The following is a 26295-nucleotide window of genomic DNA, read 5'->3' as shown; positions in this document are numbered from 1 at the left end:
TTAATGACGATCAAATCTTCGGTTCTGTCCGATGGGTGCGGGCAACGCGATCCTGCGGCGGCGCTGTTCCACTCCCTCAGTGACCCAACCCGGTTGAGCATTGTGAAGCGAATGGCCGGCGGCGAGGTACGGGTCAGTGACCTTACCGGCGAGCTGGGCCTCGCCCAATCCACGGTTTCGGCGCACGTTGCGTGCCTGCGTGAGTGCGGCCTGGTGGAAGGCCGTATGCAGGGCCGCAGCGTGTACTACTCGCTGTCCCGTCCGGAGCTGATTGACATGCTCGCCCAGGCCGAGGTTCTACTCGCCGCAACCGGCAACGCGGTCAGCCTGTGCCCGATCTACGGCACCGGCAGTACCGGCGTCCCCCTGACAAAGAAGCGCACACCATGAGTGCTGCCTGCGGTTGCAGCGACGAGAAAAACGGGACCGAGGAATCCGAAGAGGAGGAGGCCGCCAGTTTCTGGCAGGTGAGCGAGATCCGGGCGGCGGCAGCCTCCGGTGCACTTCTCCTTGCCGCGTGGATCGTCTCGCTGACCGGCGGTCCCCAGGGGCTGCTGCTACCGCTGGAAATCATGGCGCTTCTGATTGCCGCCTGGACATTCGTTCCGTCCACCCTCCGACGACTGCTCAAAGGCAAAATCGGGGTCGGTACACTGATGACGATCGCCGCCGCCGGCGCGGTCGCGCTCGGGCAGTTCGAGGAAGCAGCCGTGCTGGCATTCCTCTACGCGATCTCGGAAGGGCTTGAGGAATACTCCCTGGCGAAAACCCGCCGAGGTCTGCGCGCCCTGCTGGACCTGGTCCCGGTTGAGGCGATCGTCCTGCGCGACGGCGCCGAGGTCACCGTCGCCCTGTCAGCACTCGCCCCCGGCGACCGTATGGTCGTCCGGCCCGGGGAACGTCTAGCCACCGACGGGAGGATCATCATCGGCCGCACGTCTTTGGACACCTCTGCGCTCACCGGAGAGTCCGTCCCCGTCGAGGCGGGACCGGGAACCGAGGTCTATGCCGGGTCCATCAACGGCACAGGCCCGCTCGAAGTTGAGGTCACCAGCACCGCTGAGAACAACTCGGTGGCCAGGGTCGTTCAGATCGTGGAGGCTGAGCAGTCCCGCAAGGGGCCCGGTCAGCGGTTGGCCGACTCGATCGCCAGCAAGCTGGTTCCGGGCATCCTGATCGTTGCAGTCCTGATCATCATCTTCGGCTTCATCGTCGGCGAACCACTGCTGTGGTTCGAACGTGCGCTCGTCGTCCTGGTCGCCGCCTCGCCCTGCGCCTTGGCCATCTCTGTCCCGGTCACCGTGGTCGCCTCCGTCGGCGCCGCCAGCCGCATGGGCGTTCTCATCAAGGGCGGGGGTGCCCTGGAAACCCTCGGCCGGATCCGCACCATCGCACTGGACAAGACCGGAACCCTCACCCGCAACAAACCCGCCGTGATCGATGTCGCCACCACCGGATCCGCTTCCAAAGACGATGTCCTCTTCCTCGCGGCCGGTCTGGAATCCCGCAGCGAACACCCCCTCGCCCACGCCATTCTCGCCGCGGCTCCGGACCGGGCGTTTGTCACCGACGTGGATACCGTCCCCGGCGCCGGCCTGGAGGGCCGGGTGGACGGGCGACGTGTACGTCTCGGCCGGCCGGGGTGGATCGATGCCGGCCCCCTGGCCGCCGACGTCCAGCGGATGCAACAGGCCGGCGCCACCGCTGTCCTCATCGAGGACAATGGGCAGGTCATCGGCGCCATCGCAGTCCGTGACGAGCTGCGTCCCGAAACCCGGCAGGTCATAGACCGGCTGAGCGCATCCGGATACACCACGGTCATGCTCACCGGCGACAACCTGATCACCGCCACCGCCTTGGGGAAGGCTGCGGGCATCACCAAAGTCCACGCCGACCTCCGCCCCGAGGACAAAGCGGAAATCATCCGCACCCTCAAAGCCCGCCAGCCCACAGCCATGGTCGGCGACGGCGTCAACGACGCGCCGGCCCTCGCAACCGCCGACACCGGCATCGCCATGGGCGCCATGGGCTCCGACGTCGCCATCGAAACAGCCGACATCGCCCTGATGGGCGAGGACCTGAACCACCTACCCCAGGTGCTCGACCACGCGCGGAGAACCCGGAGCATCATGCTCCAGAACGTGGGCCTGTCCCTGCTGCTGATCGCCGTGCTCATTCCCCTGGCACTATTCGGCACGCTCGGCCTGGCCGCCGTGGTCCTGATCCACGAACTGGCCGAAATCGTCGTGATCGCCAACGGCGTCCGGGCGGGCCGGCTGAGCCGCACAACCGCGCTGGGAGCCGCGCAGTCCGCCCCAGCACTGGAAGCGGCAGCGTGAACGCCGAAGCCACGCTCTCGCGCGGGGTGGCCCCCGACCTGGGGTTGATCAGCATCCGGCTCCTCTACAACCCCCGCGCGTCCGCCGGGACGGCACGAGGATTCAGGTCCGCGCATATCGGCTGGGTGGCCGTGCGGGCCGCGACCGACGCGGCGATCGACGCGCATCTGGACCCGTAGACCATTACCGCGATTACCGGTCTGATCAATGCAGCGCTGACCGTGTACACCATCCCTTCGGCGCCGGGCATGTCAGGACCCTCCACGCAGGCACGGCCCAACGATTCAGCGGAAACGCCAGAAACTTCATCGACCGGCTCGACAGGCGGACACTCGTAGCTTGGCCGTATCAGCCACCGCAACGTGCTCGCCCGTGTGCAATAATCTGCGCATGAATGCATATGAGGATGGTTGCACGCTCGGCCCAGAAAGTGAGTATGTGGAGTTGGCCGTGGAGGTCTTCGCGATGCTCGCCGACGCCACGCGCATCCGGGTCATACTCGCGTTGCGCGACTCGGAACTGTCGGTGAACCAACTGGCGAAAATCGTCAACAAGTCCCAGGCCGCCGTATCGCAGCATTTGGCGAAGCTGCGCCTCGCCCGCATCGTGACTACCAGGCGCGAAGGAACCCGGGTGTTCTATCGCCTCGCGAACGAGCACGCCCGCCAGCTTGTCGCCGACGCCATCTTCCAGGCCGAGCACGCCCTCGATGGCGTTCCGGCCCACCACCGGCACCCGCACGACACCGCCAGCACAGAACTTGAGGTGGACGCGCATGCGTGACGTGTTGCGGAACACCGCCTACCGAAAACTGTTCAGCGCCCAGGTTGTGGCGCTGATTGGCACCGGCCTGCTCACCGTCGCACTGGGGCTGCTCGCCTTCGATCTGGCCGGCGGGGACGCCGGCATCGTCCTGGGCATCGCCTTGACGATCAAGATGCTCGCCTACGTGGGCGTCGCCCCGGTCGTGTCCGCGCTCACCAGCCACGTCCCCCGCAAGGTGCTGCTGGTGTCCTCAGATGTTCTCCGGGTCGGGGTTGCGATCTCGCTCCCGTTCGTCACCGAGGCCTGGCAGATCTACATTCTCATTTTCGTGCTGCAGGCCGCTTCCGCGACCTTCACGCCCGCGTTCCAGGCGCTGATCCCGGATGTTCTTCCTAAGGAAAGCGAATACACGCGGGCGTTGTCGCTGTCCCGTCTGGCCTACGACCTGGAATCCCTGCTCAGTCCCATCCTGGCGGCCGCGCTCCTGACCGTGATCAGCTACCACTCCCTGTTCGTGGGAACAGCGCTCGGCTTCGTCGGCTCGGCCACACTCGTGCTCTCCACCACCCTCCCGGCGATGAGATCCACCGCAGCCGCACCGTTCGTCGACCGGCTCACTCGAGGCGTGCGCGTGTTCTGGCGCACCCCGCCGCTCCGTGCACTGCTCGCGATGAACCTCGTCGTCGCCGCGTCTACCGCGATGGTGATCGTCAACACCGTCATCCTCGTGCAGAACAGCCTTGAACGAACCCAGGTCGATTTCGCGATCACCCTCGCCTGCTACGGACTAGGCTCCATGCTCGTCGCCCTCAACCTGCCGCGGGTGCTGGATCGCTATCCGGATCGACGCGTGATGCTGACCGGATGCGCCATCCTCCCGAGCGGGCTCGTCGCCGTCGCGCTGCTGGTCCTGGCTCAGGACTCCGCGCCGGCCTGGCCAGGCGTGCTCACGGTCTGGTTCGTTCTCGGCGCCGCGACCGCACTGATCCTCACGCCGTCGGCCCGGCTCCTCCGACGCTACTCCGACGACACCAACCGGCCAGCGGTCTTCGCCGCCCATTTTTCGCTCTCCCACGCCTGCTTCATCATCACCTACCCGCTGGCCGGGATCCTCGGGGCAACGCTCGGACTTGCCCCGACTGCCCTCGTCCTGGCCGCCATCGCCGTACTCGCCGGACTCGCGGCGGCCCGGTCGTGGACATCGGCGTCAACACAGCTTCAGGAGGCCAATAGGTGAAGGACTACGGCTTCGTGTGAGTCAACATGCCTGAGACTTCGATCTGCCCTCGTGTCCCGACTGTGACGCCGACCTTGTCGAGGTGCAGGTCCGCGGTGGCGGGTCTACGTACGGTGGCCACGAGGAGCTTGCTGGTCCGGATTGTCTCCTTGCCGGTGGCGCTTGTCACCTCGGCGATCACGTCGCGGGTGCCCTCGGATTCTTCCTGCGACGCCAGCCGGGAGCGCACCAGGACGGTCACCTCGCAGCCGAGCCGGGAGAACAGTTGTGCTTGTTCGAGGGCCACGTAGCCCCCCCCCCCCCCCCCCCCCCCCCCCCCCCCCCCCCCCCCCCCCCCCCCCCCCCCCCCCCCCCCCCCCCCCCCCCCCCCCCCCCCCCCCCCCCCCCCCCCCCCCCCCCCCCCCCCCCCCCCCCCCCCCCCCCCCCCCCCCCCCCCCCCCCCCCCCCCCCCCCCCCCCCCCCCCCCCCCCCCCCCCCCCCCCCCCCCCCCCCCCCCCCCCCCCCCCCCCCCCCCCCCCCCCCCCCCCCCCCCCCCCCCCCCCCCCCCCCCCCCCCCCCCCCCCCCCCCCCCCCCCCCCCCCCCCCCCCCCCCCCCCCCCCCCCCCCCCCCCCCCCCCCCCCCCCCCCCCCCCCCCCCCCCCCCCCCCCCCCCCCCCCCCCCCCCCCCCCCCCCCCCCCCCCCCCCCCCCCCCCCCCCCCCCCCCCCCCCCCCCCCCCCCCCCCCCCCCCCCCCCCCCCCCCCCCCCCCCCCCCCCCCCCCCCCCCCCCCCCCCCCCCCCCCCCCCCCCCCCCCCCCCCCCCCCCCCCCCCCCCCCCCCCCCCCCCCCCCCCCCCCCCCCCCCCCCCCCCCCCCCCCCCCCCCCCCCCCCCCCCCCCCCCCCCCCCCCCCCCCCCCCCCCCCCCCCCGGGACCAGCAATGACTCGGGCACGTCGTCTAGCTCCATGGCGTTCGCCGAGGTCAGGCAGCCCACCTCGGACAACCCCTCAATGGGTGGTGCCCACGGGGCGGAGCCGATGGCCACGAGGTACTGGTCCGAACGCATGGTTTCCACGCTGCCGTCGTCCGAGGTGATCTCCAGTAGCGGCTCCTCCGTAGTTCCCGTAAACGTTGCGTCGCCGTGACGGAAGGCCCAATCGTATTCGGCGATCAAGTCCCCCTAATTGCTGGCCCGCATCGTGGTGACCAGAGCGCGCTTGCCCTCGATTAGCTCCTTCATATCCACCGGCTCCGCAGAGGCTGCGATGCCGGGGAATCGCCTCGTATCGAAGGCAACATGGCGAGCTTCGGCGGCCGCCAACAGGGCCTTAGACGGCATACATCCCGTATTGACGCAGGTGCCTCCGATAGTTGCACGCTCGACTATTACCACTTGCTTGTCAAGCCTGGTCGCCAGGATCGCGGCCGCGAATGCTGCACCACCGGAACCGATGATCGCCAAGTCAAAGTCGGTCGGCGTTGTTTTACACATGAATCCTCCAAGTGCTTCCAATCGGCAATCGCGCTGCCGCCGCGCAGTGCGGTGTGCACGGACCTCAAGTCCGGTCATGGCAGGAGCACAGGGTGCGCATAGGAGGAACGGCTGATGTGGCCGGGATGACGGCGAAAACGCTGCGCTATGTCGAGGATCGAGGCTTGCTTCCTCCGCCGGAGCGAGCCTCGAAGGGGTATCGGGAATATGGGCACGACACCCTCAGTCGGCTGAGCTTCATTCGGCGGGCGCGCGACAGTTGCCGGCTTCCATCAAGACGTCGCTGCGGCAGACCCCACAGGATGCGATCCTGACGAGATCTGCAACTACCTGAAGACCTCGCGTCGAACACATTGAACCGTGCCATGGGCTGCGGGAACAGCGGCATCGGAGAGCACGTGCTCCGACCGCCGGTCGCCGCGACCACATCAGCAGCCGATGCGCAGGCGAGTTTTTGCTCAGGCCTGTATAGAAAGCAGTATTATCGTAAATAATACAATTCGACGAATCATGGTCTCGCTGAGGGTCCGTCCGAAGAGACAACGGCATGAGTGACGGGAATGCAATGAACAGAAGACGTGCAGTGGCCATGGGCTCGATCCCCCTTGTCATCGTGGCGGCCGCGACGGCAATTCTGATGACCACAACCGATGACCCGGAGGCCCGGGTAGCCATGCATGAGGGTCTCGTGACCGGAACGGTCTGGGTCGCCAACGAAGATGGCGCCAGCCTGAGCGCGATCGACGCGGCCTCGAACAAGGTCGCAACCACCCTGACCGGTCTTAAGAGCCCACACAATGTGCAGGCGACAGCCGATGGGGAGTCCGTGTGGGCCGTCAGTGGATCCACGTCTATGGCGATCAAGCTCGACGCATCAACGTTGGCTGTGACGGGAATGGTCGCCACCGGCGCCATGCCTGCTCACGTTGTCGTCACTCCGGATCTCACGACGAGTTACACAACCAATAACGCTGACGACACCGTGACGGCAGTCAATGCCTCGACGATGCAGTCGGTGGCCACCATCCCCGTCGGGACAGGCCCACACGGGCTCCGGCCAAGCCCCGATGGAAAATGGATTTACGTCGCCAACATCGGCGGAACGACTCTGAGCGTCGTCGATACCGCAACTAACTCACAGGTCGCAGAGATTGAGGTCGGCGCGGCGCCCGCCCAAGTGGCATTCTCGCCGGACGGACGCTTCGTGTACGCCTCGCTCAGTGGGGAAAATGCCGTTGCCAAGGTAGACGTGGCCACCCGCAAGCTGGTCGGAAAGACCGCGGTCGGCTCCGGACCGATCCAGACGTTCGTGAGCCCGGACAACAAGTACCTACTGGTAGCCAACCAGGGCACCGACGACGAACCAGGCACAACAGTCTCGATCCTGAGTGTCGATACATTCAAGGTTGTGAAGAGCGTGAAGACGGGCGACGGCGCCCACGGCGTCGTCATTGACCCCTCCAGCCGACACGCGTACGTCACCAACATGGCCGCAGACACGGTCGCCGTCCTCGATCTGAAGTCGCTCACCGTCGTGGCACGTATCCCGGTCGGATCCACACCAAATGGAATTAGCTTCTCAACGCAAACCGTCGAACCGTCCCCGGAAACAAAGCTGGAGCTTCCGGTGGTTTCTGGCGACTCGTCGACGATGAAGCACTAGGCACTGTCAGGCGCTGGCGGCGCAGTGCGCATGGGGGAGGTTAGGAGCGGACCAATCGTGCGATTGCGATTGAAGCTTCCTTGATCTTGGCGTCGCCTTCTTCACCGCCAGCAGCGACAGCGGCAACAACACAGTGGCTCATGTGGTCCTCGAGTAAGCCCAAGGCCACGGACTGCAGAGCGCTGGTCATAGCTGATATCTGCGTCAGAATGTCGACGCAGTACAGCTCATCTGCGACCATTCCCTGCAATCCCCTGGCCTGTCCTTCGATTCGTCGGAGGCGCTTCACATACGCGTCTTTGCTCGATATATAGCCGCGCGGGCCAGCGTGGGTTGTCATCGCGCTCTCGTCGTTGAAATCACTCATTGATGTGTGTATCCGATCTGGTCTGCCCCGCGCGATCCCGGTGGCCTGCCGGCGAGTGGTGGCACTTTGAATTTTCCGAGTATACCCCCGGGTGGTATACCTCACACGCGGCGGGGTGACCAACTGTGCGCACCGGTCTCATGTTGACCGGGTACCCCCCTGGGGTATACCGTGGGTGTATCCCCTGGGAGTACGTCCCGACGGTTGCTTCGATCGCCGAGGAACGAAAGGAATCGCGAATACTATGTCGACGTTGAATATGAACGACCCTGGCCTTTCTGACTCTTCGTGCACGTGCGGGTCGCACGATCACAAATCCGAGCGCACCGCAGAACCTACCGGCATGACCACCACTTTCCAGGTATCGGGAATGACCTGCTCTCACTGTGTGAAGAGCGTGACGGCCGAAGTGGGCCAGGTCGCCGGAGCCGAAGCCGTGGACGTTGACCTTGTTCCGGGCGGCGTCTCCGTGGTCACCGTCTCCAGCTCCGGACCCCTCGATCCCGCCGCTGTGGCCGCCGCCATCGATGAGGCAGGCTACGAACTGGTCACGGCGACCCGATGAGTGGAGAGCAGGTCGACCTTCTCGTCGGCGGCATGACCTGCGCCTCCTGCGCGGCGCGAATTGAAAAAAAACTCAACCGGATGCCCGGGGTCGAGGCATCGGTGAACTACGCCACCGAGAAGGCCAGTGTCCTCATCCCTGACGGCACGACGGTTGAGGATGCCATCGCGGTGATTGAGGAGACCGGATACACGGCCGCACGTCCGAAACCGCCTGAGGCGCCGACACTCGATATGCCCACGGACCAAGACCGCGAAGTGGCCAGCCTGCGCCAGCGGCTGATCCTGTCCACCCTGCTCGCCACCCCCGTGCTCCTGCTCTCGATGATCCCCCCGCTGCAATTCACCAATTGGCAATGGCTGGCTCTCACCCTTGCCGCCCCGGTCGCCGTCTGGGGAGCATGGCCGTTCCATCGCGCTGCCTGGGTGAATTTGCGCCACGGTGCTGCGACTATGGACACCCTGATCAGTATCGGAGTGCTCGCCGCACTCGGCTGGTCGCTCTACGCCCTCTTCCTGGGAATGGCTGGAGTCCCGGGCATGACCATGGCCTTCAGCTTCACCACCACCCCGGGAAGCGGTGCCGATGAAATCTACCTGGAGGTCGCATCCGCCGTCACGGTGTTCATCCTGGCCGGCCGTTACTTCGAGGCCCGTGCGAAGAAACAGTCTGGTGCCGCGCTGAAGGCGCTGCTCGAACTCGGGGCGAAAGAGACGACCCTTCTGCGGGATGGTGTCGAGACCACCGTCCCCACCGCGTCGCTGGTCGTCGGCGACCAGTTCGTCGTCCGTCCCGGCGAGAAGATCGCCACGGATGGAACCGTTGTAGAAGGTAACTCGGCGATCGACGTCAGCATGCTCACCGGCGAGTCCGTTCCGGTCGAGGTCGGGCCCGGCGCAGCCGTGGTCGGCGCCACCTTGAACTCGGGTGGTCGCCTGGTCGTGCGGGCCACCCGCGTTGGCGCGGACACGCAGCTCGCCCAGCTAGGCCGCTTGGTCGAACAGGCGCAGACCGGTAAGGCCGAAGTACAGCGCCTCGCCGACCGGGTCTCAGCGATCTTCGTCCCGATCGTGATCGGGTTGTCGCTGGCCACCCTTGTGGTCTGGCTGCTGCTCGGAGCAGGGACCGTCGTCGCATTCACCGCGGCCGTGGCGACGCTCATCATCGCGTGCCCGTGCGCGCTCGGCTTGGCGACCCCGACCGCTCTGCTCGTGGGCACCGGGCGTGGTGCGCAGTTGGGCATCCTGATCAAGGGACCCCAGATTCTCGAATCAACCCGCCGGGTAGACACCATCGTGCTCGACAAGACCGGCACGGTCACGACCGGCCGGATGACGCTCGTGGCCGCCGTTCCCGTCGCTGGTGGAGACGAGCAGCTCTTGCTTCACCTCGCCGGAGCCGCGGAAACGGGTTCCGAACATCCCATCGCCCAGGCGATTGTGTCTGGTGCCCGGGAACGCGCCGGCGAACTACCGTCACCCGAGTCCTTCGCGTCGACGGACGGTCTCGGCGTTCAAGCCCTGGTCGGCGGTCGGGTCGTTCTCGTGGGACGTCCGCGCTGGCTGACGGAACAGTGGACTATCCCGCTTCCGTCAGAGCTCGAGACGGTGCTGGCCGCCTTCGAGGCACAGGGTCGAACCGCGGTCGCCGTCGCCTGGGACGGCCAGGCCAGGGGTATCCTCGCCGTCTCTGACGTCGTCAAAGACACCAGCGCTGCCGCGATCGCGGAGTTCCGTCGCCTGGGTCTGCAGCCGGTGCTCCTCACCGGCGACAACGAGGCCGTCGCGGCCTTCGTTGCGGCTGAGGTCGATATCAGCGACGTTCGTGCCGGTGTGCTGCCGGCCGAGAAAGCTCAGATCATCCGGGAGCTGCAGAGCGAGGGTCGCGTGGTTGCCATGGTCGGCGACGGCGTGAACGACGCTGTGGCACTGGCCACCGCGGACCTGGGCATTGCGATGGGAACGGGAACGGATGTCGCCATCGAGGCCAGCGATCTGACCCTGGTCAGAAGCGACCTCATCGCGGCAGCTGATGCGATCCGACTCTCCCGGCGCACCCTGTCGACCATCAAGGCCAACTTGTTCTGGGCCTTCGCCTACAACGTGGCGGCGATCCCGCTGGCCATGCTGGGCTTGCTCAACCCGTTGATCGCCGGCGCGGCCATGGCGCTGTCATCTGTTTTCGTGGTGAGCAACAGCCTCCGGCTGCGCGGCTTTCGCGGACTCAACGTGGCGAGTGCCCCGATACCTACCGGAACGCTCACCGAACATCCTGCCACCATCGGGTGACCTGTGGAATCGCATCTCACAGGTCACACCATGTGAAAGTCGATACTCTTGGTGGAGGCATGTGCGGGAATCGACTCCGCCACGCACGGTACCGGAGGTGACATGAAGCTGGATAGCACGGCACACATTGCTTCGCGCAACCGCCCCGTCCTCACGTCCGGATTGGTGGCGCTGGTCGCCATGGCCGCACTTCTGTTCGGTGTGCTGGCCATGAACTCAACGCATGCCGGGCACGAGACAGGTTGGACCCAAGTTGCGTCCGACCACACCACACAGGCCGGTGTCGTCCCGAACGTCGCGGCAGTCGCAGTCCCGGCGATGTCCGTCATCGCCCACACCGGTCTCGGAGCCGTCGATTGTTCCGACTGCTTGTTGGACTGTGCGATCGTCGCGATGACCTGCACCATTCTGCTGGTGATTGCATCATTGATCTTGTTGGCTCGGTTGCCGTCAACGTACCGCCGACTGCTCGACGCGGGCGGACACATCGCTCGGCTCTCTCACCGCCTCGTCCTGGATATTCACAGGCCGAATCTGACCATTCTTTCCATCAGTCGCATTTAGACCGAACCGCCGCCGACGCGCCCCCATGGACGCGTGGCATCCTCGCGCCCGCCGGCGCCTCGGTTTCTCAAGTCTGACTAATGAATGGAAAAACAATGCTCGAATCACGTAAGTACCTTCTGACGGGGGCGGCCCTCGCCGCCGTGCTCACGCTCAGCGCCTGCACCAACGGGACAGCCCCCGACAGTTCGTCCGGGTCATCCAGCACCCCCACTGCGTCCGCTTCTTTCGGGTCGGCTGATGTGACTTTCGCACAGATGATGATCCCCCACCACGAGCAAGCCGTCGAGATGAGCGAGGACATCCTCGCCAAGGACGAGGTCGACGTACGCATCACCGACCTCGCCACGCAGATCAAAGCCGCCCAAGAACCGGAAATAGAGCAACTCAGAGACTGGCTCGCCGAGTGGGGCACCGATGAGACCAGCACCGGCGGCATGGATGGGATGTCGGGGATGGGTGACGGTTCCGACGGAATGATGTCCGACGACGACATGATGGCCCTCGAAAATGCGTCGGGCCCGCAGGCCGGCGAGCTATACCTGGAACAGATGATCGTCCACCATCAGGGCGCGATCATGATGGCGGAGCTGGAACTGGATGAAGGTCGAAACGAGGACGCCAAGGCCATGGCGTCGAACATCGTCACGAGCCAGACCGATGAGATCGATGTCATGAAGGACATCCTCTCCACCCCGTAGGACCCCTCACCTTTCCCGGCGGTAAAGCCTATCGAGACCCGTCGCCTTCTGCGGGCGGCAGAAAAACACCAGCGTCATCGGCAGCCCCGCAGGCTGGCACACAAATCGCGCCGACAACAGTCCGACCGACCGGCTCCGCCACCAGTGCGGCGGCGATTGTTCGGCGTCGTGGCGATGGCCTTCGTCGCGCTTTTCGCCGTCAGTGTCTCGCTCCCCGCTCTCGCTGTGAAACCCGGCCCGGCCGCGGCGAATCCACAGAGCCAACTGGCCGCTGACTCACCCCAGGTCGTGCCCATCAACGAAGCAGACACCGTCAGCGTCCTGCGCGACGGTTTCACCGTGGGACGAGTGCAGAAGCCGTAGCCAGGCGCCTATAACCAAAGGTCGAGCAGCTATGTCAAGGACGTGACTTTGCCAGTTCAGTGGCCGTTCACAGTCGGGGTCTTCATCACGACGGACCGCGGTCCGCGCGTGCCGCCCTGCGACGGCTGCTCGAGCTTCAACAAGGGCCTGGACATGAATCCCGGCGTGAACACTCCCAGCCAGGCAGTCGCGGACGGCATCGTGAAGGACGTCTCGGCAACCGACGACAGCGGACTCGGCGTGTACGCCATCATCGAGCACATGATCGACGGCCGCCTGGTCAGAAGCCTCTACGCCCATATGTCGGAAGGCACCCTAGCTCTCGAAATCGGGCAACCCGTACTCGTCGGCCAGCTCGTCGGCAACGTCGGCAGCACCGGGCAGAGCACCAGTCCACACCTTCATTTCGAGATCCTCCTCGGCGGTTCAAAGCCGACGGACCCATTCGCCTGGCTCACAGAGAGAGTTCGCCCCAATGACGCAAACTGAATCACGACCTCGACACCCGCTTCTCCCGAAGTGGGCTGGAGGGATGGTGGCCACTCTTTCCCTCCTCGCCATCATCGGGGTCGCGCCGCGTGCGGCGGCAGCCGAATACCCGTCATGGTCAGACGTTGAGACCTCCCGTACAAACGAGACGGCGAAGCAAACTCAAATCACAGTGCTCAAAAACCTCATCGCCGGGCTGACGACCGAGGTGGCTGCGGCCCGTGACCTGGCCACGCGCCGTGGCGCTGAATACGAGCACGCTCAAGGCGCATTCGACGAGGCCACCTACCGTGCCACGACGCTCCAGGGCCAGGCCGATAAAGCGACCCAGCTCGCCAACATTTCGCAGCAACAAGCCGGCCGATTGGCGGCTTTGCTGGCGCGTGCGAGTGCCTTCGACCTCTCGATGAACATCTTCCTTGAAGGAGAAAACTCCGACGCGCTGCTCTACCAGCTCGGCGCCATGAGCAATCTCACCGAGCGTTCAAGCAAGATCTATGACCAGGCAGCAGCAGACCGTAACTCCGCGACCTCCCTGACCGACCAGGCGAATGTTGCACAGAAGGAGCTTGGCGCGTTGGCCAAGAAAGCGGAGACGGCTCTGACCGATGCCACCACCGCCAGCACCGCCTTGGAGACCAAGCTCACCGAACAAGAACAGAACTCGGGCACCCTCCAGGCTCAACTGGCGGTCCTGACCGAAAATCGTGCGGCAACAGAAGCTGACTTTGCCACGGACGAGGAAGCACGACGATCGGCGGCGGCGGCTGCGGCGGCCGCCGCTGCAACCGCTGCCCCCAGCACCGGCGGTGACGCTGGGAGCGCGGACCGCGATCTCGGTCAACTCAGCGGCCGGGGATGGGCGCTTCCTGTGTCTGGATGGATCGGCGACTCCTTCGGCCCACGAGCCTCCAAACCCGTTGACGGTGTCGGAGCCTTTCACTACGGCACCGACATCGCTGCCGGGTGCGGGCAGGCGGTCTCGGCGGCCACCGGCGGCACCGTCATCTACTCCGGTTATCTCGGCAGTTACGGCAACTGGGTTCTCCTCGATCACGGCAACGGTGTGCAGACCGGCTATGCCCACAACAGCCAGATCCTTGTCGGCAATGGCCAGAGCGTGGCCGCCGGCGAGACGACCGCCCTCGTCGGCACGACCGGGGCGTCCAGCGGTTGCCATTCGCACTTCGAGGCTCGGGTTGATGGAGCGCGCATTGACCCGGCACCCTTCATGAGCGCGCGAGGAATCACCCTTGGCTAGCCCCAGGCGGGCGTCCCGAAAACGCGCGGCAGCATCAGACGGGCCCCTCCGCCAGCCCCACAGCAATACGCGCCATCCACACTCAACTTACGAAAGATCTCCCCGCTGATGAACATTCATGCCCGCATCCCGAGCCCCGATGTCAGGTCCATCCAACTGGAGCCGATCCTGCTCCACTTCTACGCCCTGTTCATCCTCGCGGCCATCGCAGCCGCCCTCATCCTGACTTCCCGGCGGCTTACCCACCGTGGTGGAGGACCCGGAATCGTCCTTGATTTCACCTTGTGGACGGTCCCTTTCGGGGTCATCAGCGGGCGGCTCCACCATGGGGCCACCCATCCGACGGACTATTTGTGTCCCGGAGCCAACTTATGGACGACCCGAATTCGAGGTGCTGGGCTCCGCAGGCTCGACCGGGGGTCCCCGTTCACACTATCGATGCGCCGGCTAATGCCTGATACTGACCACAACACCAAGCCGGTCATCAACGACATCGCTCGCCTAGCCGGCGTTGCCGTGGCGACCGTCTCTCGCGTTGTCAACGGAACCGCGCGGGTCAGCACAAGCGCAGCCGAAGAACTCGTCACCTACCTCCTGAACCTCGGCCACTCGCAAGTTCATTACGTCAACGCTCCCCCACAGCAGGAAGAAGACGACCGAGGCGCGGGCTGGCGACGTGCTCTCCGCACCGCCGGGGTGGTCCCACCCGAGGTCATTCACGCCAGTGTAGACCCCCATTCAGGACGAGAGATCGGCCGTCTACTCGCGAAGATCGGTGAGATCACAGCCATCTTCTGCGGCAACGACGTCCTGGCGATAGGGGTCATCAGCGGCCTCGCCGACGGTGGCAAGTCAGTTCCGGTTGGCGTGAGCGTCGTGGGAGTCAACGACCATCCGCTCGCGAAGATCTGGTTGCCCAAGCTGACGACAGTGAACCAAAGTTTCGCGAATCTCGGATCGCGCGCCCGCGAGCTACTCCACGGGTTGATCGATGGCGGAAGCGTCCAGGCGGTCACCCCCGCCGTCCAGCCAAACGTCGTCATTCAAGACAGTGCAGCAGCCTCCAGGAGCCGTCGTCGGCCGTAGGGTGAACGCTCAGCCACGCTTAACTACTATGGTGAATAGTAGTTTGGGATGCGCCCGACTGGTATTGAATGGAGCTCGTTCATGGGGCAGGTCTTGCTCTCGACAACGATCCTGGCAGCGTTTCTCGGCGGCGTCGTGGCCCTCCTGGCCCCATGCTGCGCCTCCGTCATGTTGCCGGCGTTCTTCGCTGCCAGCTTCCGCAGCCGGAGCCAGATCCTCGGCATGACACTGGTGTTCGCCGCCGGGGTCGGCACCATCATCCTCCCCATCGCCTTAGGCGCTGCGTTCCTCAGCCGCATTTTGTTCCAGTACCATTTTGGAATTTTCAGTGTCGTCGGTCTCGCGATGGTGGCAGTGGGCGTTGCCACCCTGGGGGGCTGGAAAATGATGCTATCGATGCCTTCTGGACGCGGCGGCGGAACGGGCATCGGCTCGGTGTACGGACTCGGAGTGTTCTCCGGTGCCGCCAGCGCGTGCTGCGCCCCAGTCCTCGCCGGAGTGGCGGCGCTCTCCGGTGCCACTTCGTCTTTCCCGGCCGCCGCCGCAGTGGGCGTCGCCTACGTATTCGGGATGGTCGCTCCCGTGTGCGCCTTGGCGTTGGTGTGGGACAGAAAAGACTGGGGAGCCAGTCGCCTGCTCGCGGCCACGACCATCCCGATCGGGCCCGGGGCCCGGTGGCGGTTGCCCGTGGGAACAGTGCTCTCAAGCGGGTTGATGATCGCCATGGGCGTGCTCACCGTCGTCCTCGCAGTGCAGGGACCGGGCATGGCACCGGACGGGTGGCAGGTTGAACTTGCCGCAGCAGTGGGGCACTGGGCCACCGTCATCCAGCAGTTCCTGGCCTTCATTCCAGGGTGGATATCGACGCTCGCCGTCTTCGCCGCTCTCGGCGCTTTGGTCTGGACGGCGATGCGCAGCCGAAAGCACGCAGCCACGCCGACCGCCTCCGGCAACCGACCCGACCAGGCGCATACGCGCACCCAGACAGAGGAGTCACAGTAGTGGCATCACGGAAGAAAGGCCGTCCGGGCACATGCCTGCAGTCACGCGCCAGGAGCACCGGGTTGCGCCGGGCAACGATGATAGTGGGCATCATGGCGGTTGCGGCAGCCATCCTGGTGGTCATGGAAAGCACTTGGAACGGGACCCCCACGGCTGTGGAAAACACCGCCTCCGTCAGTTATGCCGTGGGTGCTCCCGGCCCGCGCGCGGAAGCCCCCGACTTTTCTCTCGCTTCCACGGCCGGGGGGACGGTCAATCTTAGCGACTACCGTGGCGAGTCCGTCCTGCTCTTTTTCCATGAGGGGATCGGGTGCCAGCCGTGTTGGGACCAAATCCGCGATCTGGACGCCGCCGAGACCGAGCTGCAGTCCGTCGGCGTCGATCAGCTCCTCACCATCACCAGCGGGCCGGTGGACCTGATCGCCCAAAAAATGGCCGACGACAAGCTGACGGCGGTCGCTTTGGCCGACACCCGTCTGGATTTCTCCCTGACTTACCAGACCAACAAGTACGGAATGATGGGTGAATCCCGCAACGGACACAGCTTCATCCTGGTTGGGCCGACGGGGGAAATTGAGTGGCGAGCCGACTACGACGGCCCGCCTAACTACACCATGTACGTGCCGGTAGACGAGATCCTCACCCAGATGCAGGCTCTCCGGACCGACGCCTGATGCGAATCACCGTACTGACGCAAGCCTCGTGCCACGCCTGCGATCAAGCCAAGCTGGTACTGTCCCGACTCGCCGCGGACTACTCCTTTCAGGTCGAGACGATCGGCCTCGACACCGATGAAGGCCGGGCTCTGGCCGCTCGGAACGGCATCATCTTTGCCCCCAGCATCCTGATCGACGACGTCATATTCAGCTACGGGCTATCGGAGAAGAAGCTGCGGCACCACCTGTCCCGCCCCGACGTAGCCGCCCAGGGGCAGCCGGGCTCGAACGGCAGCTCACAGGGCGTTGCCGTACATCACAATGCAGAACAGCAATAGAGAGGACCGTCCAAATGGAACACCCGAACACAGAGGACAGAGCACATCGGCAGGCGATCGTTGCGGCCGCACGAGCGGAGCTGAAGCGGGGCGAGCGGCGTCGGAGGTTCTGGATCTACGGCTTGGGCACCGTCGTCGCAATCACCCTCGTGGCAACCGTTGTCTCCATCTTCATCGTCAACCAGAAAGACCAGGACGCGGCCAGATCGGCAGCAGACAAGCCAATCAGCGGCGTGGAGAGTTCTGATGGATTGAGCCGCGACCACGTGGTCAACGAGGTTGCGTTTCCAACGCTTCCCCCCGTCGGCGGAGAACATTCCGCCGAGCTGACAAACTGCGGCGTGTATACGAAGCCGGTAGACACCTGGCGGGCCGTGCACTCGCTCGAGCATGGCGCGGTGTGGGTCACCTACCGATCCGATCTGCCGCAAGAGCAGATCGACACTCTGACGGCTGATGCCGAGTCGAACCCATACGAACTCTTGAGCCCGTATCCCGATCTCCCCGCCCCGATTATCGCCAGCGCCTGGGGAAAACAACTGCAACTGGACAGCGTGGATGACCCGCGCCTGCAGTTGTTCCTGCAGACCTACCTACAGGGGCCACAGACACCCGAACCCGGCGCACCCTGCTCTGGTGGCGTCCAGGGCTGATCAGCACAGGAACCCGCGGGCGCAGCAGGGACCGTACGTTACTATGGAAGGTAGTTGATTAGGGGTTTTCGTTTCCATTAGAGCGTAGAAGGGAGCAACCCATGGTGCGCCCACTCGGCACGCTGGAACAGCACGTCATGGATCGCATCTGGTCCTGGGGGCGCCCGGTCGCCGTTCGCGAGGTGCTGGAGGATCTCCAACGCGAGCGCACACTCGCCTACACAACGGTAATGACGGTTATGGACAACCTGCGCCGCAAAGGCTTGCTGACCCGGGAGAAGGACGGCCGTGCGTATCTTTACCGACCTGCGCAGACTCGTGAGCAGCACACTGCCGCGTTCATGGGGGAAGTCCTTGCCGGAGGAGCTGACACTTCGGTGACACTTTTGCACTTCCTCGACCATATTCCGCCAGAGGAAGTCGCCAGCCTCCGTCTTGCCCTTGACGAGCACCTTCAGGGTCGCACAAGCACCGCGCCATGATTGCTCCAGCTGTTTTGACGGTCCTCGCCGTGATTCTGGCCGTCCTGGGGCCGGCCCTATTGCGCCGGATGTCGTGGCTCGAGCGGTCTCCCCGGATCGGGATCGCTGCTTGGCAAACGCTGAGCGTCTCAATTGTTTTGGCGGTGCTGCTTGCCGGTTCGAGCCTGGCCATCCCCGAGATTCCCTGGACCATCAACCTCGCCGACTGGATCCGAACCTGCGCGATGGCCCTCCTCGCGCAATACTCCACGCCAGGCGGTGCCGTGGTCAGCGCCACCGGCGCTGCCGCCGCAAGTGCCATCCTCGTCCGGGTCGCCTATTGCCTGGCCGCGGACCGGGCAATCGCAGCCCGTAACAGGAAAGTGCAACTGGACGCCCTGGCCCTCATTGCGCGACCCCACCTCCGATACGACGCTCTCGTCGTCGACCATCCGGCCGCCGCCGCGTACTGCCTACCAGGCAGGATTCACCAGGTCGTCTTGACCAGCGCCGCCCTGTCGGCGTTGGATCACAATCAGCTCCTCGCCGTTCTGGCCCACGAAAGGGCGCACCTGCGAGGACGCCACGACCTCATCCTCGCGGCATCCGACGCGCTGCAGCATGCGTTCCCCCGCGTCACAGCGTTTCGAACCGCACGCAGAGAACTCGGCCGGCTCGTCGAGATGCTGGCCGATGACAGTGCGGGCAGACACAGCGACCGGACCACAGTGGCCACCGCCCTGGTGCGCCTGGCTGAACACGGTCTGACCCCGGCGGCGGCCCTCGGCGCTGGGGGAGAGTCAGCTTCCAGCCGAGTCAGGAGACTCATTTCACCGGTTCGGCCCCTCGGCGCCGGGAAGACAACCGTCGCTGCTTTAACTATGGGATTGTTGATCGCATTGCCCTTGTTCCTCGCCATCGCCCCCGCATCCGCAGCGGGAACAATGGACCCGTGCCCGGAGGACGAGCAGTCCTTGACCATGTGATCGACGCTGCGCATTCCCCCCGGAAGCCCGGATCTCACACTGCAACCGCACTGACGGCCATCGAACAAGTGTTGAGGCTGAAAAAGAACCTCAATTCGGCAGATGCAGCGTGTCCACCTCCGCGCGCAGTGTGGTCAACTCCATTTCATCGGCCGCCGACAGCGACTTCGGCGCATCAGCTGTCTTCTTCCCTCGCATCATGAACCACATCATCGAGCCCATAGCCACTGGGCAGGCCAGGAGGGCCAGACCATAGAGCGCCGTACTCACCGTGACGCCTCCGGGCTTTTATTGCCAGCCTCCGACGAAGCGTCGCCAGCCGGGTGATGGGCCATCATCTCTTCGTGCATTTTCGCCATGCCGGGTGCACCGGCCGTCATGTCAGCCGTGTCGGACATCCCGGCCATCATCTGTTCGTGCATTTTCACCAGACCGGGTGCTCTGTGCATCGCGGCCATGTGTCCGCGGGCGCTATCCTCGGCCTGACCCGCCGGGGCCGGAGGGCTGCTGCCCTCGGCCGCGTTGGCCGGAGCGACGGTGCCTGCTGCAAGCAACGCACCAGCGGCCAGGGAGATGATCCAGATTCGTGAGCGCATGAGCGCCTCCTTCTTTGTCTACTATCTTTCATAGTAGTCGCCGGGGTTGGCTCCCGTCCCAGTGAACCGCGGTCACACAGGAAAGTCCCTGTCAGCGGTCGTTGTTACTTTGCTTCAATGACGCCCATCATCCCGTTGTCCTCGTGATCGAGGATGTGGCAGTGATAGACAGCCCGTCCGGCGAAGTCGTCGAAGGCAACGCGGACCTTCACCCGCCCCGCTGCCGGAACGTTTAGGACGTCTTGCCAAACCACAGACTCGACTGCCCTGCCATTTTCCTCAACGAGCTGCATTGGCCACACGTGAAGATGCAGGGGGTGGTCCATCTGGGTGGGGTTGGTCAGGGTCCATTCTTCGATACTGCCGGACTGAACCGTGGTGTCCGTTCTAGCCGCGTCGAACACCTCCCCATTGATGGTGAAACTCATCATCGAGCCGCCCCTCATTCCGCCCATGCCCATCCCGAACGTGAGCTCGCGACGAGCCGTCACCGGCCGCGAACGAAGATCGGAGGGCGCGGCCTGCTCGGGGACTGCGGACAGAGCAGTAACCGCATCACCGGACACCGTCAGCGTCGCCACTGAAACGCCGCGAGGGTTGGCCTGAGCGTCCTGTCCGCTGGGTCCAGCGCCGCCGCCCATCATCCCGCCCATCATTCCGTTCGCGCTGCCGCGGTCGTAGGGCAAGGCCTGGAAGATGGACGTTCCTGCGATAGCGGAAACGAGCAGGTCCGCTCGATTGCCGGGAAGCAGCACCACCTCGTCGACGTCGCCGGGGGTCTGGAACCGCCCGGAGTCGATGCCGAGAAGTTGCAGCTGCTGCCCGTCAAGGCGCAGCCGCAGATACCTGGACACACAGGCGTTGACGATGCGCCAACGTTCGCGTTCCCCCGGACGGGCGGTCATGACCGGATTCACCTGCCCGTTGACCAGAACGAGTTGTCCTTCCCGTCCCGCCGTCTGTTCCATCGGCGTGACGGGAGGGATGCGGCCCAGGCTGTCCAGTGTGATGTCTGAGATGACGAGCACGCGCTCTCGCGTTGCCCTGATAGGCGTGGGGTCCTCGACAATGATGGCCCCGTAAAGGCCGCCGAAGACCTGATCGGCGACGAACCCGTGGTAGTGCGGGTGATACCAGTACACTCCCGGCGGGTGATCAGGCGGCAGCTGATATTCGTAGTCGAATGAGTCTCCGGCCTTCACGGTCACGAACATGTTGTCGCCGTTGTCCGACGGAGAAACATGCAATCCGTGCACGTGCAGGTTGCTCGGATCGTTGAGGCCGTTGTGCAGGCGCACACTGAGCGTGTCGCCCGCCTGAACGCGTAGGGTAGGCCCCGGCACGCCCCCGTTATAGCTCAGCACGGTGGCACCGCGACCGGAAATCTTCACGTCCCCCGGTGCAGCATCCAGGCGTACCTTGAGGCGGCCATCGGCGCTACGCAACTCGGGCGGCTGAACCAGTGGATCCCCGGAGGGCGCCCCAAAGCCTGAGCCGGTGGCCAAAGGCGATGCTGTCTGCTGGCTCCAGAGAAGTCCCGCTCCCCCGGCAACCGTGCTCGCCAGCCCGAGGCCACCGAGCGTGAGAGCGCTTCGACGGCTGAGAGGCTTCACCACTTACCCTCGCCCAGGACTGCGCGCTGTTCGCGGTACTGCTCCGCGGTCAGCTCACCCCTGGCGAAACGTTCATCCAGTATCTGGCGCGCGCGGCCAGGCCCAACCTCTCCCCCCTGCTTCGGCCCGACACTACGATCTCCAGAAAACAGCCGAACCATGAGCACGACCAGCAACGAGATACCGACAATTGTCAGCAGCCCGAAGAGCCAGTACAGCCCCATACTTCCTCCATAGCCCCACATCATGATCCGACTCCTTCGACTCATATTTCGAGAATAGACACTGCCGCAAGCATACCCCTTGGGGTATTTTGGACAATCAAACGGCGTGCACCACTCCCCTTTTTCAGGCGGTGCATCCTCCCGGAAGGGGTAGTCGTTCAGTGCGCCTCAAGCCGTCACGGCGAGCAACGAACGACAAGCGAGCCGTGAGCCGGTAGAAGCATTCCGGAATACTATCTATCCTAGTAGCGTTGCCTGATTAACGACCCAGAGGCCCTACGACAGCCTCCCACCGACGAGGTGGATCGCCCCGATCGTATACCCCCCATGGGTATAGGGTGAGAGTGTTCGACACGGAGATTGTCGCTGTGAGGCCGATTCTTCAGAATGGAAGATTCACATGACTCAGGAAGCCGAAACTACTGTCCTCGAAGTGCGGGGCGTTCAATGGGCATCCTCGCGAGCGATCGTCGAGTCGGTGCTCGCCCGCCGCCCCGGCGTGTTGAGCGTTGATGCGAATCCGGTAGCGCAAACCGCGAGCGTGACCTTCGATCCCAGGCAGACCTCCGTCACTGATCTGGCGGCATGGGTCCGGGAATGCGGTTACCACTGCGCTGGACGCTCCGTGCCCGATCACATCTGCGATCCGATGGCGTCATCCGTCACCGACCACACCGAACATGAAATGAAGACCGGACAACCGCCTCGAACCATGCAGGAGACCATGGGGCATGGTGGCGCGCACGGCGACATGTCCATGGCCGGCATGATCCGGGACATGCGCAACCGGTTCATGGTGGCGGCGATCCTGTCAGTTCCGATCACCCTGTGGTCGCCGATCGGCCGGGACGTTTTCGGTTTCGCGATTCCTGCCCCGTTCGGGCTGCGGGATGACGTTTTCGCGTTGATCCTGTCTCTGCCGGTCATTTTCTATTCGGCTTGGATCTTTTTCGATGGGGCCTTCCGGGCGCTGCGGGCCCGAACCCTGGACATGATGGTTCTGGTAGCCGTCGGTGTTGGAGCGGGCTGGCTCTATAGCCTGTCTGTCACCCTTACCGGTGGTGGGGAAGTTTTCTACGAGGCTGCGACCGTTCTGACCAGCTTCGTCCTCCTGGGCCACTGGTTTGAAATGCGTGCCAGGGGCGGCGCAAACGACGCCATCCGTACGCTGCTCGAGTTGGCACCGTCGATGGCATTCGTCATCCGCGACGGGGAACCGGTTGAGGTCCCGACCGCGGAGGTTGTCCCGGGCGACCTCCTCCTGGTTCGGCCCGGAGCAAAAGTTCCAACTGACGCCGTCGTAGAAGACGGTGGGTCCGACATCGACGAATCCATGGTCACCGGGGAGAGCCTTCCCGTCGCCAAGAGCATCGGATCGACCGTGATCGGCGCCACAGTGAACACCACCGGAACCCTTCGTGTGCGGGCGACCAAAGTCGGCGCCGATACCGCACTCGCGCAGATCGTGGCCCTGGTTCAGGAAGCACAGAACTCCAAGGCCCCCGGACAACGGCTAGCCGACCGCGCGGCCTTCTGGCTTGTGCTCGTAGCCCTCATTGGCGGCAGCGCCACCCTGGGTGCGTGGCTCTTGGCCGGCGCGAGCCTTCCTACCGCGATCCTCTTTGCGATCACCGTCGTCGTCATCACCTGCCCGGATGCGTTGGGCCTGGCGACACCGACCGCCATCATGGTCGGCACCGGTCTGGGCGCCAAACGCGGTGTCCTCTTTAAAACTGCGACCGCGTTGGAGACTTCGGCTCGCATCGACACGGTCGTCCTGGACAAGACGGGAACTCTGACCAGGGGCGAACCAGAGGTGACGGACTTCATAGCTGTCGGGATGGATGAGGTCGAGTTGCTGGCCCTTGTCGCTGCAGTGGAACGGGAGTCCGAGCATCCGCTCGCCGCAGCCGTCGTCAGTTACGCCGTCGGGCGCGGCGCGAAAGCGTTGGAAGCATCTGCGTTCCGCAATGTTCCGGGACATGGTGCCGGCGCCACAGTCGCAGGACGCCAGGTGTTCGTCGGCAACCGCAAACTCATGGTTGCCCAGGGCATCGATATTGATCCGGTGTCCGCCCAGCGTCAGACGCTGGCCGCGACCGGACGGACGGCGGTCCTCGTCGCCGTCGACGGGAAGGCCGCTGGGGTCATCGCCCTGGCTGACGCCGTTCGACAGACCGCGGCGGCCGCCGTTGTCGCTCTTCACGAAACGGGCATCGAGGTCGTCATGCTCACCGGCGACAATGAGGCGACCGCGCAGCGGATCGCATCCATGCTCCACATCGATGTCGTGATCGCCGAGGTGCTCCCGGAAGACAAAGCCGCGAAAATCAAGGAGCTGCAGGCCTCCGGCAAACGAGTCGCGATGGTCGGCGACGGAGTCAACGACGCTCCGGCCTTGGCACAGGCGGACCTGGGCATCGCCATCGGGGCAGGAGCGGATGTCGCCATCGATACGGCGGACGTGGTCCTGATGCGGTCCGACCCCCTCGACATCCCCATCACCCTGCGCATCGGGAAAGGCACCGTGCGCAAGATGCGCCAGAACCTCGGCTGGGCGGTCGGCTACAACGCGATCGCGCTTCCCATTGCCGCGGGCGTTTTCTTTCCGACATTCGGCATCCGGCTCAGTCCGGAAATCGCCGCCATCTCCATGTCCGGCTCGAGCGTCATCGTCGCGGTCAACGCGCTGCTGCTCAAGCGGCTGCGCCTCCCGCGACAGCCCGAGAGCACATCGGCCACCACCTTGACTGATGGAGCAGGGAATGACGTCGGAGTTTCAGCCTGATCTGGCGACGGCGCGCAGGGGTACCACGACCGCGAAGCTGGCTCCCTGCCCGGTCCCTCCCGACGAGGCCGTCACGTCCCCGCCGTGCGCACGCGCTATTTCCCGGGCGATCGTGAGACCGATCCCTGATCCGGCGGAGCGGCGGGCCTGTCCGGGCACACGGTAGAACCGCTCGAAAACACGGTCTGTGTCCTCCTCGGCCAGGCCCACTCCCGTGTCGATCACGACGACCTCACCACGGCCGTCGGCGCCGTGCGTCGTGATCGTGACCGCACCGCCCGCCGGGGTGGCGAGCAGAGCGTTGCCGAAAAGGTTGGTCAGAACCTGGGTGATCCGGTCCGGGTCCACGTGCACGGGCAGCGGCGTGGCGACGTTGAGTGTCAACGTCACGCCCGAATCTTCGAATTGCGGAGCGAGCCGGTTGGCCGTGCGGCGAGCAAGATCGGCCAGGTCGGCATCGACTGGATGCAGGTCGAGCCGCTGTTCTTGAGCGCGCGACAGGCTGGACAGGTCATCGGAGAGGCGGTGCAGGCGGCGCAGTTCCCCGCTGAGGGAGGCGAATGTGTCGGGGCTGGCGGTGAACACGCCATCGATCAGCCCCTCGACGTAGCCGTCCAGAACGGTCAGTGGGGTTCGCATTTCATGCGCAACCTCCCCAAGCAGCCGGGTTCGCCGGGACTCGGTATCGGCCAGGGCCTGGGCCAGCGTGTTGACGTCGGTGGCCAGCGCTGCGAGTTCCGGCTCGGAGGGGACGGGAACCCTGCCTCCGTATTTTCCGGCAGCGATCAGCTTGGTCGCGGCCCGCACAGCGTTGAGGGGGCGAAGTAGGCGCCCCGTGACTGCCGCGGCGACGAAACCTGCGGCGATGACGCTGGCCAGTACCCCGACGATCAGCGAGGTCGTGAGCGCGGATAGGAAGGCGGAGCGCACGCTGGTCGCGTCCATGGCCCCCATCGACATTCCGGTGCCCTCACTGTCCATCATCATCCCCAGCCGGTCTTCGAACAGTCGAGGAGCAAGCAGCGAGATCGTCAGATAAGCCACCACGCCGCCGACCACGGCAATAGCGGCATAGGAGATGAACAGGCGCAGCGAGAGGCGCATCTTCATCTGGGCCCGGCCACAAACTTGTAGCCCACGCCCCGCACCGTGGCGATCAGGTGTGGATCGCCGGCATCGTCGCCGAGTCGTGCGCGCAAACTGCGGATGTGGACATCGACGACCCGTTCGTCGCCGTAGAAATCGTAGCCCCAGACTTTTTTAAGCAGTTGTGCCCGGGAAAACACCCGCCCGGGCTCGGTCGCGAGTGCGGTGAGAAGGTCAAACTCCAGGCTCGACAACCCCACGGAGACTCCATTCGCCTCAACCTCTCGGTGGGCGGGTTTGATGGACAAGCCATCGAAGCGAAGCAGGGCGTCTCTGTCGGTCCGCTCATCCCGATTGTCACGACGGAGCATTGCCTTCACTCGAGCCGTCACCTCGCGCGGGCTGAATGGCTTGGTCACATAGTCATCCGCACCCACACCGAGCCCCACGAGCTTGTCGACCTCCTCCGCCCTGGCCGTGACGAGGATCACGTACGCGTCGCTGAAGCCTCGCAACTGCCGGAGAACCTCCAGCCCGTCGATCCCCGGCAGCATTACATCCAGCAGCACGAGAGCGGGAGGGTCCTTATGGAGTACCGCAAGCGCCTCGGCGCCGTCCGCGGCCTCCGCTACGTCATAACCTTCCGCTTCCAGGTAGCCGCGCAGGACCGTCCTGATCTGCGCCTCGTCGTCGACAACCAGGACCTTCTGCATCGCTCAACCCTTTTCTTCTGAT

General features: G+C 65.0%; 30 protein-coding genes and 1 pseudogene. 22 read left to right on the top strand and 9 right to left on the bottom strand.

Annotation, left to right across the window (positions count from 1 at the left end):
* Nucleotides 1–3: 3 nt before the first annotated feature.
* The 5 genes from E3T40_RS11715 to E3T40_RS11695 all read left to right on the top strand — a co-directional run bounded on the left by E3T40_RS11715 (nucleotide 4) and on the right by E3T40_RS11695 (nucleotide 4341).
* Nucleotides 4–390 (top strand): helix-turn-helix transcriptional regulator, encoded by a 387-nt coding sequence (locus E3T40_RS11715; protein WP_104171653.1) that lies wholly within the window; start codon nucleotides 4–6, stop codon nucleotides 388–390.
* The gene (locus tag E3T40_RS11710) at nucleotides 387–2339 is read left to right on the top strand and encodes a cation-translocating P-type ATPase (protein WP_104195139.1); all 1953 of its coding nucleotides are present in this window, start codon (nucleotides 387–389) and stop codon (nucleotides 2337–2339) included. Before E3T40_RS11715 ends, E3T40_RS11710 begins: the two co-directional genes overlap by 4 nt.
* Entirely contained in the window at nucleotides 2336–2518 is a 183-nt protein-coding gene (locus E3T40_RS11705; protein WP_104195138.1) for a hypothetical protein, read from the top strand. The genes E3T40_RS11710 and E3T40_RS11705 overlap by 4 nt, the downstream gene beginning before the upstream one ends.
* Before the next feature lie 211 nt (nucleotides 2519–2729).
* The gene (locus tag E3T40_RS11700; protein WP_104195137.1) at nucleotides 2730–3122 is read left to right on the top strand and encodes a metalloregulator ArsR/SmtB family transcription factor; all 393 of its coding nucleotides are present in this window, start codon (nucleotides 2730–2732) and stop codon (nucleotides 3120–3122) included.
* The gene (locus E3T40_RS11695) at nucleotides 3115–4341 is read left to right on the top strand and encodes an MFS transporter (RefSeq protein ID WP_134543690.1); all 1227 of its coding nucleotides are present in this window, start codon (nucleotides 3115–3117) and stop codon (nucleotides 4339–4341) included. The genes E3T40_RS11700 and E3T40_RS11695 overlap by 8 nt, the downstream gene beginning before the upstream one ends.
* Nucleotides 4342–4345: 4 nt before the next feature.
* Here the strand turns inward: E3T40_RS11695 and E3T40_RS16610 are convergent, their stop codons facing one another.
* Together E3T40_RS16610 and E3T40_RS16605 are read right to left on the bottom strand one after the other, a co-directional pair.
* The gene (locus E3T40_RS16610; protein ID WP_194088388.1) at nucleotides 4346–4627 is read right to left on the bottom strand and encodes a hypothetical protein; all 282 of its coding nucleotides are present in this window, start codon (nucleotides 4625–4627) and stop codon (nucleotides 4346–4348) included.
* A 610-nt stretch (nucleotides 4628–5237) separates the two neighbouring features.
* A pseudogene (locus tag E3T40_RS16605) lies at nucleotides 5238–5810 on the bottom strand (FAD-dependent oxidoreductase); the annotation flags it as partial.
* Between the two features lie 125 nt (nucleotides 5811–5935).
* Here E3T40_RS16605 and E3T40_RS11680 point away from each other — a divergent pair.
* Nucleotides 5936–6124 carry a MerR family DNA-binding transcriptional regulator gene (locus E3T40_RS11680; RefSeq protein WP_241981764.1) on the top strand — a complete coding sequence of 63 codons (189 nt, stop codon included), beginning with the start codon at nucleotides 5936–5938 and terminating at the stop codon, nucleotides 6122–6124.
* 233 nt (nucleotides 6125–6357) lie between these two features.
* Nucleotides 6358–7473 carry a beta-propeller fold lactonase family protein gene (locus E3T40_RS11675; protein ID WP_233194168.1) on the top strand — a complete coding sequence of 372 codons (1116 nt, stop codon included), beginning with the start codon at nucleotides 6358–6360 and terminating at the stop codon, nucleotides 7471–7473.
* A 40-nt stretch (nucleotides 7474–7513) separates the two neighbouring features.
* Here the strand turns inward: E3T40_RS11675 and E3T40_RS11670 are convergent, their stop codons facing one another.
* Nucleotides 7514–7840: a metal-sensitive transcriptional regulator gene (locus tag E3T40_RS11670; RefSeq protein ID WP_304481776.1), complete on the bottom strand. Its 327-nt coding sequence runs from the start codon at nucleotides 7838–7840 to the stop codon at nucleotides 7514–7516.
* Nucleotides 7841–8183: 343 nt separating this feature from the next.
* Between E3T40_RS11670 and E3T40_RS11665 the strand changes: the two genes are divergently transcribed.
* The 14 genes from E3T40_RS11665 to E3T40_RS11600 all read left to right on the top strand — a co-directional run bounded on the left by E3T40_RS11665 (nucleotide 8184) and on the right by E3T40_RS11600 (nucleotide 19253).
* Nucleotides 8184–8405, top strand: a complete 222-nt coding sequence (locus E3T40_RS11665; RefSeq protein ID WP_104171648.1) for a heavy-metal-associated domain-containing protein — start codon at nucleotides 8184–8186, stop codon at nucleotides 8403–8405.
* Nucleotides 8402–10693, top strand: coding sequence for a cation-translocating P-type ATPase (locus E3T40_RS11660; RefSeq protein WP_134543686.1), 2292 nt, complete (start codon nucleotides 8402–8404; stop codon nucleotides 10691–10693). The genes E3T40_RS11665 and E3T40_RS11660 overlap by 4 nt, the downstream gene beginning before the upstream one ends.
* Before the next feature lie 102 nt (nucleotides 10694–10795).
* Nucleotides 10796–11257 (top strand): hypothetical protein, encoded by a 462-nt coding sequence (locus E3T40_RS11655; RefSeq protein ID WP_104195134.1) that lies wholly within the window; start codon nucleotides 10796–10798, stop codon nucleotides 11255–11257.
* 95 nt (nucleotides 11258–11352) lie between these two features.
* Nucleotides 11353–11958: a DUF305 domain-containing protein gene (locus E3T40_RS11650; RefSeq protein WP_134543683.1), complete on the top strand. Its 606-nt coding sequence runs from the start codon at nucleotides 11353–11355 to the stop codon at nucleotides 11956–11958.
* 144 nt (nucleotides 11959–12102) lie between these two features.
* Nucleotides 12103–12321 carry a hypothetical protein gene (locus tag E3T40_RS11645; protein ID WP_134543680.1) on the top strand — a complete coding sequence of 73 codons (219 nt, stop codon included), beginning with the start codon at nucleotides 12103–12105 and terminating at the stop codon, nucleotides 12319–12321.
* A 48-nt stretch (nucleotides 12322–12369) separates the two neighbouring features.
* Nucleotides 12370–12810, top strand: coding sequence for a M23 family metallopeptidase (locus E3T40_RS11640; RefSeq protein WP_134543678.1), 441 nt, complete (start codon nucleotides 12370–12372; stop codon nucleotides 12808–12810).
* 43 nt (nucleotides 12811–12853) lie between these two features.
* Nucleotides 12854–14071: a M23 family metallopeptidase gene (locus E3T40_RS11635; RefSeq protein ID WP_166786625.1), complete on the top strand. Its 1218-nt coding sequence runs from the start codon at nucleotides 12854–12856 to the stop codon at nucleotides 14069–14071.
* Nucleotides 14072–14179: 108 nt separating this feature from the next.
* Nucleotides 14180–15157 (top strand): prolipoprotein diacylglyceryl transferase family protein, encoded by a 978-nt coding sequence (locus E3T40_RS11630; RefSeq protein ID WP_134543673.1) that lies wholly within the window; start codon nucleotides 14180–14182, stop codon nucleotides 15155–15157.
* 81 nt (nucleotides 15158–15238) lie between these two features.
* Nucleotides 15239–16159, top strand: a complete 921-nt coding sequence (locus E3T40_RS11625; protein WP_134543670.1) for a cytochrome c biogenesis CcdA family protein — start codon at nucleotides 15239–15241, stop codon at nucleotides 16157–16159.
* 92 nt (nucleotides 16160–16251) lie between these two features.
* Nucleotides 16252–16833, top strand: coding sequence for a peroxiredoxin (locus E3T40_RS11620; RefSeq protein ID WP_241981763.1), 582 nt, complete (start codon nucleotides 16252–16254; stop codon nucleotides 16831–16833).
* The gene (locus E3T40_RS11615) at nucleotides 16833–17153 is read left to right on the top strand and encodes a thioredoxin family protein (RefSeq protein ID WP_134543667.1); all 321 of its coding nucleotides are present in this window, start codon (nucleotides 16833–16835) and stop codon (nucleotides 17151–17153) included. The genes E3T40_RS11620 and E3T40_RS11615 overlap by 1 nt, the downstream gene beginning before the upstream one ends.
* A gap of 14 nt (nucleotides 17154–17167) precedes the next feature.
* Entirely contained in the window at nucleotides 17168–17806 is a 639-nt protein-coding gene (locus tag E3T40_RS11610) for a DUF3105 domain-containing protein (protein WP_104195127.1), read from the top strand.
* A 101-nt stretch (nucleotides 17807–17907) separates the two neighbouring features.
* Complete coding sequence (locus E3T40_RS11605) at nucleotides 17908–18288, top strand: BlaI/MecI/CopY family transcriptional regulator (protein ID WP_104171636.1); 381 nt, start codon at nucleotides 17908–17910, stop codon at nucleotides 18286–18288.
* Nucleotides 18285–19253: a M56 family metallopeptidase gene (locus E3T40_RS11600; protein ID WP_134543664.1), complete on the top strand. Its 969-nt coding sequence runs from the start codon at nucleotides 18285–18287 to the stop codon at nucleotides 19251–19253. Before E3T40_RS11605 ends, E3T40_RS11600 begins: the two co-directional genes overlap by 4 nt.
* A 90-nt stretch (nucleotides 19254–19343) precedes the next feature.
* On the opposite strand, the gene E3T40_RS11595 is transcribed toward E3T40_RS11600, so the two are convergent.
* The 4 genes from E3T40_RS11595 to E3T40_RS11580 all read right to left on the bottom strand — a co-directional run bounded on the left by E3T40_RS11595 (nucleotide 19344) and on the right by E3T40_RS11580 (nucleotide 21710).
* Nucleotides 19344–19523: a hypothetical protein gene (locus E3T40_RS11595; RefSeq protein ID WP_104195126.1), complete on the bottom strand. Its 180-nt coding sequence runs from the start codon at nucleotides 19521–19523 to the stop codon at nucleotides 19344–19346.
* Nucleotides 19520–19849: a hypothetical protein gene (locus E3T40_RS11590; RefSeq protein ID WP_134543661.1), complete on the bottom strand. Its 330-nt coding sequence runs from the start codon at nucleotides 19847–19849 to the stop codon at nucleotides 19520–19522. Before E3T40_RS11590 ends, E3T40_RS11595 begins: the two co-directional genes overlap by 4 nt.
* 104 nt (nucleotides 19850–19953) lie before the next feature.
* Nucleotides 19954–21462 carry a multicopper oxidase family protein gene (locus tag E3T40_RS11585; protein ID WP_134543735.1) on the bottom strand — a complete coding sequence of 503 codons (1509 nt, stop codon included), beginning with the start codon at nucleotides 21460–21462 and terminating at the stop codon, nucleotides 19954–19956.
* On the bottom strand, nucleotides 21459–21710 hold the full coding sequence (locus E3T40_RS11580; protein ID WP_134543658.1) for an SHOCT domain-containing protein: 252 nt from the start codon (nucleotides 21708–21710) through the stop codon (nucleotides 21459–21461). The genes E3T40_RS11585 and E3T40_RS11580 overlap by 4 nt, the downstream gene beginning before the upstream one ends.
* Nucleotides 21711–22086: 376 nt before the next feature.
* Here E3T40_RS11580 and E3T40_RS11575 point away from each other — a divergent pair, with 376 nt between their 5' ends.
* Nucleotides 22087–24474 carry a cation-translocating P-type ATPase gene (locus E3T40_RS11575; protein WP_134543655.1) on the top strand — a complete coding sequence of 796 codons (2388 nt, stop codon included), beginning with the start codon at nucleotides 22087–22089 and terminating at the stop codon, nucleotides 24472–24474.
* Here the strand turns inward: E3T40_RS11575 and E3T40_RS11570 are convergent.
* Nucleotides 24466–25584, bottom strand: coding sequence for a cell wall metabolism sensor histidine kinase WalK (locus E3T40_RS11570; protein ID WP_134543652.1), 1119 nt, complete (start codon nucleotides 25582–25584; stop codon nucleotides 24466–24468). The genes E3T40_RS11575 and E3T40_RS11570 overlap by 9 nt on opposite strands.
* A complete protein-coding gene (locus tag E3T40_RS11565) occupies nucleotides 25581–26273 on the bottom strand; it encodes a response regulator (RefSeq protein ID WP_104102914.1) in 693 nt (230 codons plus the stop codon). The genes E3T40_RS11570 and E3T40_RS11565 overlap by 4 nt, the downstream gene beginning before the upstream one ends.
* Between the last annotated feature and the right edge of the window lie 22 nt (nucleotides 26274–26295).

Source organism: Cryobacterium sp. TMT1-19 (genome assembly GCF_004403055.1).
Lineage (GTDB): Bacteria > Actinomycetota > Actinomycetes > Actinomycetales > Microbacteriaceae > Cryobacterium > Cryobacterium sandaracinum.
This window is presented reverse-complemented; position numbering and strand designations above follow the sequence as displayed.

Coding starts and splice junctions, on each gene's coding strand:
- E3T40_RS11575 (WP_134543655.1), top strand. CDS start 22,087: ATGACTCAGGAAGCCGAAACTACTGTCCTCGAAGTGCGGGGCGTTCAA.
- E3T40_RS11570 (WP_134543652.1), bottom strand. CDS start 25,584: ATGAAGATGCGCCTCTCGCTGCGCCTGTTCATCTCCTATGCCGCTATT.
- E3T40_RS11580 (WP_134543658.1), bottom strand. CDS start 21,710: ATGATGTGGGGCTATGGAGGAAGTATGGGGCTGTACTGGCTCTTCGGG.
- E3T40_RS11650 (WP_134543683.1), top strand. CDS start 11,353: ATGCTCGAATCACGTAAGTACCTTCTGACGGGGGCGGCCCTCGCCGCC.
- E3T40_RS11565 (WP_104102914.1), bottom strand. CDS start 26,273: ATGCAGAAGGTCCTGGTTGTCGACGACGAGGCGCAGATCAGGACGGTC.
- E3T40_RS11600 (WP_134543664.1), top strand. CDS start 18,285: ATGATTGCTCCAGCTGTTTTGACGGTCCTCGCCGTGATTCTGGCCGTC.
- E3T40_RS11625 (WP_134543670.1), top strand. CDS start 15,239: ATGGGGCAGGTCTTGCTCTCGACAACGATCCTGGCAGCGTTTCTCGGC.
- E3T40_RS11660 (WP_134543686.1), top strand. CDS start 8,402: ATGAGTGGAGAGCAGGTCGACCTTCTCGTCGGCGGCATGACCTGCGCC.
- E3T40_RS11670 (WP_304481776.1), bottom strand. CDS start 7,840: ATGAGTGATTTCAACGACGAGAGCGCGATGACAACCCACGCTGGCCCG.
- E3T40_RS11675 (WP_233194168.1), top strand. CDS start 6,358: ATGAGTGACGGGAATGCAATGAACAGAAGACGTGCAGTGGCCATGGGC.
- E3T40_RS11620 (WP_241981763.1), top strand. CDS start 16,252: ATGGCGGTTGCGGCAGCCATCCTGGTGGTCATGGAAAGCACTTGGAAC.
- E3T40_RS11710 (WP_104195139.1), top strand. CDS start 387: ATGAGTGCTGCCTGCGGTTGCAGCGACGAGAAAAACGGGACCGAGGAA.
- E3T40_RS11610 (WP_104195127.1), top strand. CDS start 17,168: ATGGAACACCCGAACACAGAGGACAGAGCACATCGGCAGGCGATCGTT.
- E3T40_RS11655 (WP_104195134.1), top strand. CDS start 10,796: ATGAAGCTGGATAGCACGGCACACATTGCTTCGCGCAACCGCCCCGTC.
- E3T40_RS11665 (WP_104171648.1), top strand. CDS start 8,184: ATGACCACCACTTTCCAGGTATCGGGAATGACCTGCTCTCACTGTGTG.
- E3T40_RS11715 (WP_104171653.1), top strand. CDS start 4: ATGACGATCAAATCTTCGGTTCTGTCCGATGGGTGCGGGCAACGCGAT.
- E3T40_RS11695 (WP_134543690.1), top strand. CDS start 3,115: ATGCGTGACGTGTTGCGGAACACCGCCTACCGAAAACTGTTCAGCGCC.
- E3T40_RS11700 (WP_104195137.1), top strand. CDS start 2,730: ATGAATGCATATGAGGATGGTTGCACGCTCGGCCCAGAAAGTGAGTAT.
- E3T40_RS11605 (WP_104171636.1), top strand. CDS start 17,908: ATGGTGCGCCCACTCGGCACGCTGGAACAGCACGTCATGGATCGCATC.
- E3T40_RS11630 (WP_134543673.1), top strand. CDS start 14,180: ATGAACATTCATGCCCGCATCCCGAGCCCCGATGTCAGGTCCATCCAA.
- E3T40_RS11590 (WP_134543661.1), bottom strand. CDS start 19,849: ATGCGCTCACGAATCTGGATCATCTCCCTGGCCGCTGGTGCGTTGCTT.
- E3T40_RS11635 (WP_166786625.1), top strand. CDS start 12,854: ATGGTGGCCACTCTTTCCCTCCTCGCCATCATCGGGGTCGCGCCGCGT.
- E3T40_RS11680 (WP_241981764.1), top strand. CDS start 5,936: ATGACGGCGAAAACGCTGCGCTATGTCGAGGATCGAGGCTTGCTTCCT.
- E3T40_RS11615 (WP_134543667.1), top strand. CDS start 16,833: ATGCGAATCACCGTACTGACGCAAGCCTCGTGCCACGCCTGCGATCAA.